We start from the raw sequence: 11,152 nt of genomic DNA, 5'->3' as shown, positions 1-11,152 counted from the left end.
TATCCACTCCCAAATAAAAAGAAGAGCATACGCTCTTCTTCGTTTATATATATTTTTTTATTTGCTCCAAACCTTCTGAATTATATCTGAATACATCTACTTCTTTACTGCTGTTTTTTCCCTTATCGTGATACCATTTACCAAACCTAGATGTCTTCAGTTTATGCTCGTTTGCTATCCTTCCTATTCTGTTAGCCGATATACCCAGCATATCTCCTAACTGCGTTGCTGTATAATATGTTTCCCGAACTTCAGGAAGCGGGATTACCGCAGAGCCTGCCAAAGCCTCGCTCGCATAGGAAGAACATATTTGCCTGTAATCCTCGGACTTAATATTCTGACCGATTTTAAGCCATATGGAAGCTTCCCTCGCCCTCGCATTCCTAAGCTTTGCCTCCGCAAGCATTTCCTTTATCGGTTCCGTTGTCTTATACTCTCCTGTCTTTCTTATGCTGGGCAGTACCTCGCTCGTTACCCAGCGTTTGAATTTCTTTGCTGACGGTAACTTACTAGAAAGAATAAGACTGTAAAGACCAGATTCGTTAATGAAGATTGTTTCTTGTGTTCTTCCCATGCTGTCAATGAGTCCCTGTTTCAGGGAGTCATATTCATCAATATGATTAGCAAGTGCATTAAGCGGTTTTGCATACCCCAATATCTCCGCTACATCTTTTCCCACAAAATAAGGCTCGTTATCTATCATTAAACTTCTTACTCTTCCAAACTCACTGTTTTCAAATATCTTTATTTCGTTCATATTAGCATTCCTTCCATAAATCCGTTGCATATTTAAAACCCATTACAAAGCCTAACATCTCAGCATTTGCAGCCAGGCTTCCCGCACATTCGTCAACATCACTAAAGCTTTTACTTTTCATTATCTTGTCAAATTCCGGATCTATATACTTTTCATATAATTTATGATAATCTTTCTTATCTAGTGACTTATAGTATAGTTCCATTATATTTTTATATTCTTTCATTAAAAAATACCTCCTAAATTTATTGATTGAGGTATCCGTATCTGATATAATATATTTATCAGTAGGGTAACCTCTGGTTCATAAGAGATTAGGTGCGGTCGCCAAACTACAGCCTTTTCTCTTATTTTTTTATATCGGCTTCCAACTTTTTTATCCCATTTCTTATTGCTTGCCCTTTATTAACGTTTTCCTGTTTACAATATTCATTTAAAATATCAGAACTTTTTTTATCTAACCTTACAGTCAAACGTTCTTTATCTTTAGGATTATCAGTTGGTCTACCTATTTTAGTAGACAATATACATTTACCTCCTTCCTTATGTCTGACTTAATTATATACTAAAGTCTGCCAAAAGTCAAGAGATATTCTAATATTTTTTACGCCCCTGCCGGCTTATTATTTTATTTCTTTTTTATTGCTTTTAGCTTTTCCGGTACTCTTCTTTGAAGAAGCTTTATTCCCCGAACCGCTTCTCTTAGAGCCCGAACTGCTTGATTTTCTCGAAGAACTGCCCGCAGAGGCGTTATCTTTTTTTGCCTGTTTCATATTGAAAGCTAATTCTTTTTTCGCTAAATCCAACTGCCCTTTGTTTATGGAATGATTGCTCACTCCTGAGGCAATATTTACCCTGTTACCAAGCAAATTGTTAAGGTTGTTGCTCCTTGTCGTCATTGTATTGTAAGCAAGCTCCGCCATCTGTGCATTTTTTGCATTCCTTGCCTGTGCTATCTGATTGTCATAATTCATCTTTGCTTCTTCAGCCGTGCTCCTTGCCTGTGACACTCTGTTTTGCATGGAGTTATAATTTGCAGTCTTACTGCTTTCGCTGTATCCGCTTCCCAGAAGTCCTCCGCTTGCCTGTGCTTCCGCCGAAGCCCCGTAAGGATTTATGCTTTTCAAATAATCCGCGTTTGCCGCTCTGCCTTCCAAGGTAGCTCCTTGATCCGCTTTCACTTTCTGCTGGTTAAATTCTTTTATGGTTTGTTCGGTAGACGCATTCATATTGTTCTTTGCCGAATTATAATACTTATCTACCGCTGCATTACTGCTTTTATATTGACTGTTAGCAAGTTTACTTAACCCGCTGTATGGATTTGCCATTTTCTCTCCTTTCTAAACTTTATTTATCCCGCTTGGTTTTATATATACGCTTTTTACCTTTATGATACTGCTTGTATCGGTCTTTATGTATATACTTTTTATTTTACTTATCGAACTCGTACCCGTCTTTATGTATATCTTAGGTATGACCTCCTGAGTCACTTCTCCCGTCTTGCTTAACGTATTGCTTTTGCCTACATACGTAGAACCGCTGTAAGTCTGCAAATAGCAAGTGAAAGTAACGCTTTTCCCTGTTCCTATAACTTTTTTTATGCTTTCCTTTTCACTTGAAGAAAACGATACGAGACTTCCGGATTTATACCCCTTTACCGTCTTTGTAAAACTCCCGCACTTTATTACCAGATTATCGGTAAATTTTGTATTATATTTAGTATATGAAGCTTTTATCCCGTTGTACTCTCCGCTTATTGATATACTGTTTAATTTAGAAATCCTTTTTATTTGTGTAATATTAAAACTTTTACCGGATATCGTCGCAGTCCCAAGCTTTACACCGCTGTAATGCTTCGCCGAAACTTTAAAACTCCCGCTTCCATCACTGTTATGCTTTACGGTAAAATCACCTTGCATTAATTTACACGGATTTTTATTTGTATCGAAAGAAGTGGAGGTATTCGTCTTTTTATTCCCATCTACTATTATAAACTTTGTATTACTGTTAAAATTCCAGTGTCTGTAGCTGTCTTTTCCTCTAAGCCATAACTCGCAGTGAATAACACTTTTGTTCGCTTCCTTATCCTGACTCTTTAATTCCCATTCAAGAGATATATATACATCACTGTTATTGCTGTATTTTCCCGTTATCCTTCCGCTTGCAGCCATAACTTTCTCCTAATATACGAATACAACGGAACCTACGGGAAGCTTGGAACCGTAATTCGTGCTCGCAGTAGTCGGAACGGTCTTTGAAAATACTATCTTCGGAGTCGTATTTACGCTTGAACCCGACTCCGAAGTAAATACTTTCAAAACAGATGTATTCACTGTATTCAAAGTATTATTCATATTCGTTATGCTTGTGTTTATGGAAGAAATACTGCTTGTATTGCTGTTCACGTCTTTTATGATCTCATCGTTCACTTTTGATACAAGGGAATTATTTATATATTCTTTTATATCCGCTCCCGCCTTGTCAAACGTCTTTCTAAGCTCCAATCCCGATATTTTGGGCGTATCACCGAGAGGCTCTATATTTATTACGTCTTCATTGAATTCTGTTATATTTTCTATAGCCATATGTATCACCTACCTTTTTATATAGCTTCCTTCAAATGCTTCGAAGGTCAATGAGAAAAATCCGAAAGGCTTATCTTCTTTCCCGTCTTCACTCTCTCCTTTTATCATCACCTGAAGCTCATTGAATTTCTTTTGTTTGCTTTTGACTACCTGATAATTATTATCCTGATTAAGTAAGAAACTGACATTACCGAAATTAAATCCTTGGAATGAAAACCCTTCGTTTCTGTAGCTTGATACCAAGCCGAATTCCTTGGTTTTGTTCGTCCTTACATATATGTTCGCACCGCTGTTTCCCATGACTTTGAATTTTGCTATACCGCCTCGTTTGGATGTCGTCTTCAAATGATTGATATTGCCGAAATTATCCGATTTGAGAGTTATATAATTTTTAAGTCCTTCACCGTTATCCTTATACATATCCTCATCAAACACACATACTTCTCCTCCCGAAGTACCAAAGAATAACCGATTATCGAATGATTTTAAATAAACACCGTTATTTATTTTATCTCCTTTGATTACCCTTAAATCGCTGAAATAATACCATTCATACTCATACCCGTTATTTGAGCTGTAAGTACACCTACTGTCGGCCAAATACATACTCCCGTCTATCAGCAAACATAAATATCCTTTATATATATCGACACTCGCTTTAAGAAGATTCTTCTCGCTTACCAGTCTCGGATTGATAAGCCTTGAACGAGAACAAACGAAATCCATTGAGTAAATATCGCTGTTTAGATCCGAATACTGAAGTCCGAACATACCTTCTTTTGAAAGAAAGCAAATATCATCTAAAAAGTTTATCCCGCACCCGAAAGTACCGCTGCTGCACTTACCCTGTTTTGAAGGATAAGTTTTTGTTATTTTGGTTTCCGTCTTTCCCGCAAAAGTCGTTACAGTCAAGTTTTGATTTGTCGGTATATGATAAAATAGATTGTTGCCTCCTTCTCTTCCGTCTTTGAACACCCAAAGGACACTTCCTCCGACTACAATTGAAGTAATAGCTTCATTATCAGTTCCGTCCTGATAATATCCAAGGTCGGATATATATTCGGGGTCATTAAGTTCGCTGTGAAATAGTCCGTTTTTATATGTACCATTACCGCTGAAAAAAGCCCTGTTATCAAATACGGTATTCATAGTACATTCGTTTATCCTGTCCTTATAACCTTCTATCTTTTTATAGAACATTATCACAACATTGTCCTGTCCTATAGTCGCAGGTTTAGACGGAGCATTATTAAAAGTCACAGTCCCGGTCTTTTTATTTACACTTACGACTTTATAATTACTTTCACTGTCTATATATTCATCATTTATCCATACTTTTATATAATCAATGCTGTCGGTAGTCAAATCGGTAGTATCCAATGAGTATTCTTTTGCGGTCCCGTCGCCCAAAAAAGAATTTTTTCTCCAAGGCGTAAGCAAATTTACATTTTGATATGTATCTCCGCCGCCGCCGGGTATCCTCGCTATGGTGGTCGTTGGGATATAAGGTATATCCAAACCGCTCTCTCTTACATCTTTATTTATACTTAGGACCTGTTCATCTATCCTCGCTATATTCGTTATATCGATAAGTTCTTTACCGTTATATTTATAATAAGTTACCCCGTCATTTAAATATAAGTTATCATTATACATGAAACTGCTTGACCTGACAGTTCCCATTCCTTCCGCTATAGGGACCAAACCCTCGGTTTGTAAATTGCTTGGGAATTCTTTCCATAGATAGAGCTTATTTCCCGCATGCAATAAGGCCTTACTGCTTCCCGAAGTAGTATAAACATGTATACCGTACACTTCTTTATCCGAGGTCTCGCCTTCTATTAAGTCCGATACATCCGCTACTAACCTGTACCCTTCTCTTGTAACTATACACTGACTGTCATCATTGTAATCCTTCCACATGTTGACCATATCCGGGGAACGGTTTTCCTTTACGTTCCTTGCTTCTCTTGAGAAGTCCACACCTCTTATTTCTCCGTAAGTCTTCGTTATGATGTTTGCCATTACAGACCTCCACCAAATCCCATAGGTCTTACTACTCCGATTATATCGCTCTTACTTATATCCAATGCTCCGATATACTGCTGTGCTTTTGTATCGAAAGCACTGTAATTCGCACTTACGTCGGTCTTTAATATATCTCCCGCAACCAAATAACATAACGCCATTACCGTGTCCTGACTCAAATCAAGCTCCGTATCATTTATATCCTTTTCGTCTATCTCGGTTAGATCCTCGGCATATATCCTGTATTCCGCTTCTATCACTCCGTAAAAGTCATTTCTTATATAAAGCCTCTTATTTAAATAATAATATTCTATCTCGTTCGTCTTTGAATCTATTACCCTGACACCAAGAAGCTTTGAACATGAACTACCGAGAGAATAAGGCGTATATTCCTTCTCATTCGAGGTATTGTCAGCTACGTTTATTACCTTTTTTCTTTTTAATCCTTCCTGATTTGCAAGGTATATATACTGCATATGTATAAGCGGAAGCAGTTTCTTGTTTATATCCTCATCATCGGAAGTATACATATTCGTCGTTGAATATTCTTCCACCAAGGCAAGTATATATTTTTTTATCTCTTTTATACTTTGTATACTCATTATTTTTTCTCCCATAAAAAGAAAAAGGGGCGTAAAGCCCCTTATATTTAAGGAAGTGCGATAGCACCTATTGACACTGTCCCGTCCGTGGTTATCTTAACTTTCCCTTTGTTCTCTTTTACATCCATATACATACCGCTTTCCAGTACCAGAGTATTAGTATCTCCGCTTTGCATATCAAATTCAAAAGTCGCTTCATCTGTTCCCTGCACTCCGTTTCCTCCGTGTACCGTAACTTTTGAAGCCGCCCCCGCACTCAATATTATAAGTATCTTTTGGTCCGCTTCTCTGTAGTCTATCAAAGCCCCGTTAGTTTCATCTATAGCCTGTAATTCGGGATATCCGCCCGCTTCGTTCCTCTTTATCTTTACACATTCAATATTTGTTGCTGCCATCTTTCTTCTCCTCCTTTTTTACGCTTCGTGAGCTTTTATTACTCCGAGCTCTTTCGGTCTTACAGTCTTTGTTCCGTATACCATAAGCCCTTTTACCGCTTCCGCAAATCTCTTTTCGGGTCTGTAAGGTTCCACTTTATCTATCTGTTTTGCCGCCGCAATAGCTCTGTCAGTTCTAAGCATTAAATAATCGTCTTTTCCGTCGTTATATAAGTTGTTGCTCATTTTTACATAAGCATTTTTGTACTGCCCCAAGATACCTTGTTTTATCAGTTTATCGTTTTGAGTTTTTAGTTCTATGATTTTATTTTCAAATACATCATAAGCCCATGGAGTAAGCTCGATGACCACTCTTTGTGTCAAAGGCACTCCGTTATTTCTGAGCCATACAAGCTTTTTATCTATCAAATTTTTAAGTTCGTCGGCAGTAGCGATTGCACTGGAATTTGTCTTGCTTCCCGCATTTACCGCTTCGCTTGCAATGCTATAGTCGTATATCTCAGCAAGTCCGGCTGTAGCTTCCGCTCTGAGAGAGCTCATAAGTCCTTTCTTTGTCTGTGCTTTATCGATATCGTCAATGGCAAAGTTGAAGTACTTGGCCTTATCGATATTCATGTAAATACTTGTATCAGGTGGATTTTCGGGACCGTCTATATCCGTCCCGTCATAATCTTTGATCGTCGGTCTAGTAACACCCAATATCTTTACTTTTCCGCCTTCTTTGACTTCTCCGTCGAAGTCATGACAACAGTCTTTATCAAGTACCGTCATCTTCTCTAAATCCCTTAAAATATTCTTACTCCATATAAGTGGTTTAAAATTGTTATAACTCATTTTTTCTTTTCCTCTCTTTCATTAAAAAAATACCCTCACAGGTATCTTATATTTTTATTTCCATTTTTCCATCGAACGATTTACTATATCGAGTAGTTCCGGATATTTATCGAAATCCTCATCCGTAAGCTCGTCCACTTCATCCGGTGTATAAAAATCTTTTATTCCCTTATTGTCTTTCTTATTGTCTTTTACGCTTCCCGCAGGTTTGTATCCTTTTTTCTCAGCCTCTTCTTCTCTGCCGAAAAATCTCTCATAATCGTTATATATATCCAAAATACTTATGTCGTTCCTGTATCTGCCGGCAAAATCCATGAAGTCTTTATCTCTTAGTATCTTAGGGTCCTTACCGCTTTTTGAAAGCTCTATCTCCGCTCCCTTTATGGCAAGTTCCCCTTCGAGCTTATTAAATACTATCTGTTCTCGGTAATTAAGGTCCCCTCTGTTCCTAAGCCTGTTATATTCTTCGAGGAGTTCATCGTTCCCCGCCTCTATTATATCCCTCGCTTCCGCTTCGGCAAGTATCTCCGCGTCTCTTTTGTTTTCTCTCGGCTTATAATCTGAAATCGACTGACCGTTTTCTTCATAAAAAGATTTCAGCTTTTCGTTTATCTCGCTTACGCTCATATCTCCCTCTATTCCGTACGCTTCTTTTATCGTATGCAACAAAGGTTCGTATTCCGCCAGCTTCTTTTCGTTTTTGCTTCTCTCTCTTGCTATCCTTCTGTCGATTATCCTCTGAAAATCATTTGAACTCTCATTCTCGTTGTTCTCGTTATCCTCTTCGCTGTCTTCTTCTTCCTCTTCAAAAATATCTTCGTCTTCAGAGTCTTCATCTTCCGTCTCTTCTTCAAAAACGTCTTCACTTTCCTCGTCTTCAGATATCTCTTCTTCCAAATCTTCGTTTAATTCTTCTTTATTAAATTCATCATCATAAAACATATTTACTTCTCCCTTTTTAAAGTCTTGTCTGACTGTTTATACCGTTCTAAGTTCGGTGACTGTCCCGCTTATCGTCCGTCGACACTCCCGTTTTACGCCCGTCGGCAATAAAAAAATACCTTATCGGTACTTTAATCTAATTATAAAATTCTCCCTCATTCTGCACTTGTCCCGTCATACCGTTACCCATAGCGTTCATGGCTTCTTCTTCCATCGGCACTGCGGCTAAATTACTGTCTATCTCCGCTTTCTTCTCTTCCGCTGCCATCTCTATCTGATTTATCTTCGCTTCCTCTTCTTTTCTCTTCTTTAAGATGTTTGTAAGTATATCCTTCGGCATTACAGAGTCGGAAGGTAAATTTTCGGCGTACTCTTCAAATGTTATCAGCTGATTTGTCATAAGGTTTTGAAGTGCCGTCTCTCTCGCGTATTTATCAAAAGGAGAGTTCGGTGATACATCTATCTTGATATTTACCTTGAGCTTTTCTATAAGCTCTTTCGGTATAACTTTTCTTATGTATACTTCCTTATCTTCGATATCCTTATCGTTTTCTTCTACACTTGATACCACTTCTCCGTGTCCTACCTTGCTTGATATCAGCTTACTGTCGAAATCCTCCCCTTCTCCCGCTTCTTCCGCTGAATAAGGATTGATATTTTCCATATTTATCTGAGGTCCCATATTTTCCTTAAGTCCCTGTACGGACTGTTTGGTTATTATGGCTTTCCCTTCATCGGGAGTATATACCTGCCACATCTCAAACATTATGCTCGCCACATCTTCAAGAAAATCCTTGAACCTTATAAGATAATCCGTCAGGTTCTGCTGGCTCGCCTGCTGTACCGCAAGTATCGCCTGTCCGCTTGCCTGTTCGGGGTTTACATCCCCCGTAACACTGTCTCCCGCTCCCGCTAAGTCCTTAGTGTTGTTTATAAGGTCGTTTTGCAGGCTTACACTGTCCGAACTCATGCTTGCGGGATTTAAATATCCCACGACTTTCCTTACATCGTCCACCGTCTGCCCTTTTGTAAATATAGCATTCCCAACCTTCGTTATGCTGTCAGGATTACTTATCCTGTCTCCGTCCACCACCAATTTGGGATATGCTCCCATCATCACCGCCAAAGACCTTCTCGTAGCCGTCTTGTTTATCTCTATCTGGTTCGGTATAAGGTTTAAGACTTCTCCCGTGCCTCTGGCACTTCCTTTCACCTCTTCCCATACAAAGTGAGCTATAGGGTATTTACTAAGCCCCAAATCCCTCTCATCCTCTATGACCGCATTCTCCGTCGACTTCTTGAACCATATGTGACCGTCTTTCTTAAAGAACTTGCTTACCACAAGGACCATGTTATTAAGCTCTTCTTTTGCATAATCCCCGGACTGTTCCTTTGTGTTGTTGTCTCCTCTTATATTATCTATATCGTCTTTATTTAGACTGTTAAGCCCAAACTCCATATTCTTCTTAGCTTCTCTCCTTACCGAAGAAACGCTTCGTCTCGTTGTTATAAGGATATAGTCCTGCTCGTTTATATCAGGGTTGTTTTCATTCTCATAATAAATGTTGGTCTTATTTATGACTTCCGGGTTTACTTCGTTCTCCGTCATATCATAATCGAGATATAATATACCCTCAGAGTTTATACACCCATCCTTTAATATCTCCCTCGCCTTCGCGTCTATCTTCTTGTTCTCCCATAAGATATTGATATATTCGTTCAGCTGCTCGCATAAATCCGTCATTTCTATCTGAAATCTCTCATCTTCAAAGTTGTTGGGAGAAAAGACTATGCTGTATCCGTTCCCGTTTATTACCCCTATCTTATACTTCACTATAGGTTTTATTATGTTATATGTGATAGGCGATATTACTCCGCTTTCCAGCCCCTGCCACTGGTTCCCGTTGAAAAACCTATATACCTTGTCCGTATCACTGTAAATATTCTTCCTGTTTAAAAAGTCTTTCCCCTTTTCATATAAGGTCCATTCGTCGGTCCTACTATACATCTCTTCCATTATCCTATCTTCCTTTGCCCTCTGTTTGTCCCGTCGTAGTTATCTATATTCATAAGTGCGGTGTTTATCAGATCCATCTCTTTCTTCTCTTCCTTACTCATCTTCACTCTCTTTCCTTTGTCTTCTACGATCCTGCTTACTTCCTTTTCCTCTCGTATCTCTCTTCCGTTCCTAAGCCCGAGATTGTAAGAAAAAAGCACCGTCAGAAGACTGACAGTGCCGTATATCAAAATACTAATTATTATTAAGTTTGCGTTCATTACTCCTCCTTATCCCGTTATCATGAGCTTAAAGGCTTCTCTTCCTCTGGGAGTTATAAGAGTTTGTACTCCGCTCCAGTCAGTTTTATTGTTGAAGCTTTCTTTTATCTCAAAATATCCTTTATTTCTGCTTTCATAAGGAAGTATCTTACCCTTTTTGTCTCTGTAAATATATTTTTTATTAATAAGAAAGTTTATAAGTACTTTTCTTTTTATCCCCAGTTCCTTAGCCGTTTCCGTAAAATTCGTCAATGTGTTTCGTTCCACCAGTTCGTCGAAATAATCTGCCTTAGGCTTCATTATTTGATTATCTACCGCCAGCTTACTGTTCAATGCTTTTGCTTCTTTAAGTTGATTAGCAAGCTGGATAAGGAAATCAGGGCTTAACAGAGCTTTCTCAAGCGTCTCATCGGTCATATATGCTCCGTGTTTTCTGATATTTGGTAATATTTCCGATGTTACCCATTTCCTAAACTTTTGTGCATTGGGTTTATCACTTCTTAATATAACAGAATATAAACCACTTTCATTTACAAAATTGGTACTTCCTGATTTACCGCCTAAATCTAACTTAGTCACTTCATCTACATCTAATCTATTGGCAACCATTGTTGTATTGGTAATTGATAGTGCCTCACATACATCTTTAAGACAAAAATATATATCATTATTTATTAATTCAACTCTTACTCTTCCAAATTCACTGTTTTCAAATATCTTTATTTCGTTCAT

At 38.3% G+C, this 11,152-nt stretch carries 14 protein-coding genes; all 14 read right to left on the bottom strand.

Going from position 1 to position 11,152, the window contains the following annotated elements; translation table 11 throughout:
- Positions 1-43: 43 nt before the first annotated feature.
- Positions 44-757 carry a BRO-N domain-containing protein gene (locus tag ANASTE_RS01770; RefSeq protein ID WP_007049176.1) on the bottom strand — a complete coding sequence of 238 codons (714 nt, stop codon included), beginning with the start codon at positions 755-757 and terminating at the stop codon, positions 44-46.
- A 1-nt stretch (position 758) separates the two neighbouring features.
- Positions 759-983 (bottom strand): hypothetical protein, encoded by a 225-nt coding sequence (locus ANASTE_RS01765; RefSeq protein WP_007049175.1) that lies wholly within the window; start codon positions 981-983, stop codon positions 759-761.
- Between the two features lie 121 nt (positions 984-1,104).
- Entirely contained in the window at positions 1,105-1,281 is a 177-nt protein-coding gene (locus tag ANASTE_RS11860; RefSeq protein WP_007049174.1) for a ribbon-helix-helix domain-containing protein, read from the bottom strand.
- Positions 1,282-1,380: 99 nt separating this feature from the next.
- The gene (locus ANASTE_RS01760; protein WP_007049173.1) at positions 1,381-2,085 is read right to left on the bottom strand and encodes a hypothetical protein; all 705 of its coding nucleotides are present in this window, start codon (positions 2,083-2,085) and stop codon (positions 1,381-1,383) included.
- 12 nt (positions 2,086-2,097) lie between these two features.
- The gene (locus tag ANASTE_RS01755; RefSeq protein ID WP_007049172.1) at positions 2,098-2,928 is read right to left on the bottom strand and encodes a hypothetical protein; all 831 of its coding nucleotides are present in this window, start codon (positions 2,926-2,928) and stop codon (positions 2,098-2,100) included.
- A gap of 9 nt (positions 2,929-2,937) precedes the next feature.
- A complete protein-coding gene (locus tag ANASTE_RS01750; protein WP_039944600.1) occupies positions 2,938-3,342 on the bottom strand; it encodes a hypothetical protein in 405 nt (134 codons plus the stop codon).
- Positions 3,343-3,351: 9 nt separating this feature from the next.
- On the bottom strand, positions 3,352-5,367 hold the full coding sequence (locus ANASTE_RS01745; protein ID WP_007049170.1) for a hypothetical protein: 2,016 nt from the start codon (positions 5,365-5,367) through the stop codon (positions 3,352-3,354).
- Complete coding sequence (locus ANASTE_RS01740; RefSeq protein WP_039944598.1) at positions 5,367-5,972, bottom strand: hypothetical protein; 606 nt, start codon at positions 5,970-5,972, stop codon at positions 5,367-5,369. The genes ANASTE_RS01745 and ANASTE_RS01740 overlap by 1 nt, the downstream gene beginning before the upstream one ends.
- 47 nt (positions 5,973-6,019) lie before the next feature.
- Positions 6,020-6,367: a hypothetical protein gene (locus tag ANASTE_RS01735; protein WP_007049168.1), complete on the bottom strand. Its 348-nt coding sequence runs from the start codon at positions 6,365-6,367 to the stop codon at positions 6,020-6,022.
- A gap of 18 nt (positions 6,368-6,385) precedes the next feature.
- A complete protein-coding gene (locus tag ANASTE_RS01730; protein WP_007049167.1) occupies positions 6,386-7,201 on the bottom strand; it encodes a hypothetical protein in 816 nt (271 codons plus the stop codon).
- 54 nt (positions 7,202-7,255) lie between these two features.
- On the bottom strand, positions 7,256-8,143 hold the full coding sequence (locus tag ANASTE_RS11190) for a hypothetical protein (protein ID WP_007049166.1): 888 nt from the start codon (positions 8,141-8,143) through the stop codon (positions 7,256-7,258).
- Positions 8,144-8,279: 136 nt separating this feature from the next.
- On the bottom strand, positions 8,280-10,160 hold the full coding sequence (locus ANASTE_RS01720; RefSeq protein WP_007049165.1) for a portal protein: 1,881 nt from the start codon (positions 10,158-10,160) through the stop codon (positions 8,280-8,282).
- Entirely contained in the window at positions 10,160-10,420 is a 261-nt protein-coding gene (locus tag ANASTE_RS01715; RefSeq protein ID WP_007049164.1) for a hypothetical protein, read from the bottom strand. The genes ANASTE_RS01720 and ANASTE_RS01715 overlap by 1 nt, the downstream gene beginning before the upstream one ends.
- Before the next feature lie 9 nt (positions 10,421-10,429).
- A complete protein-coding gene (locus ANASTE_RS01710) occupies positions 10,430-11,152 on the bottom strand; it encodes a phage repressor protein/antirepressor Ant (protein WP_007049163.1) in 723 nt (240 codons plus the stop codon).

Origin of the sequence: Anaerofustis stercorihominis DSM 17244 (assembly GCF_000154825.1) — a bacterium.
Classification (GTDB): domain Bacteria; phylum Bacillota; class Clostridia; order Eubacteriales; family Anaerofustaceae; genus Anaerofustis; species Anaerofustis stercorihominis.
Note: the sequence above shows the minus strand (reverse complement) of the source record. Positions and strands in the feature narration are given on the sequence as shown.

Bases quoted from the DNA above. Each gene is read 5' to 3' on its own strand.
- ANASTE_RS01760 (WP_007049173.1), bottom strand. From the start codon at position 2,085: ATGGCAAATCCATACAGCGGGTTAAGTAAACTTGCTAACAGTCAATAT.
- ANASTE_RS01770 (WP_007049176.1), bottom strand. From the start codon at position 757: ATGAACGAAATAAAGATATTTGAAAACAGTGAGTTTGGAAGAGTAAGA.
- ANASTE_RS01710 (WP_007049163.1), bottom strand. From the start codon at position 11,152: ATGAACGAAATAAAGATATTTGAAAACAGTGAATTTGGAAGAGTAAGA.
- ANASTE_RS01720 (WP_007049165.1), bottom strand. From the start codon at position 10,160: ATGGAAGAGATGTATAGTAGGACCGACGAATGGACCTTATATGAAAAG.
- ANASTE_RS11190 (WP_007049166.1), bottom strand. From the start codon at position 8,143: ATGTTTTATGATGATGAATTTAATAAAGAAGAATTAAACGAAGATTTG.
- ANASTE_RS01750 (WP_039944600.1), bottom strand. From the start codon at position 3,342: ATGGCTATAGAAAATATAACAGAATTCAATGAAGACGTAATAAATATA.
- ANASTE_RS01755 (WP_007049172.1), bottom strand. From the start codon at position 2,928: ATGGCTGCAAGCGGAAGGATAACGGGAAAATACAGCAATAACAGTGAT.
- ANASTE_RS01715 (WP_007049164.1), bottom strand. From the start codon at position 10,420: ATGAACGCAAACTTAATAATAATTAGTATTTTGATATACGGCACTGTC.
- ANASTE_RS01765 (WP_007049175.1), bottom strand. From the start codon at position 983: ATGAAAGAATATAAAAATATAATGGAACTATACTATAAGTCACTAGAT.
- ANASTE_RS01740 (WP_039944598.1), bottom strand. From the start codon at position 5,972: ATGAGTATACAAAGTATAAAAGAGATAAAAAAATATATACTTGCCTTG.
- ANASTE_RS01730 (WP_007049167.1), bottom strand. From the start codon at position 7,201: ATGAGTTATAACAATTTTAAACCACTTATATGGAGTAAGAATATTTTA.
- ANASTE_RS01745 (WP_007049170.1), bottom strand. From the start codon at position 5,367: ATGGCAAACATCATAACGAAGACTTACGGAGAAATAAGAGGTGTGGAC.
- ANASTE_RS01735 (WP_007049168.1), bottom strand. From the start codon at position 6,367: ATGGCAGCAACAAATATTGAATGTGTAAAGATAAAGAGGAACGAAGCG.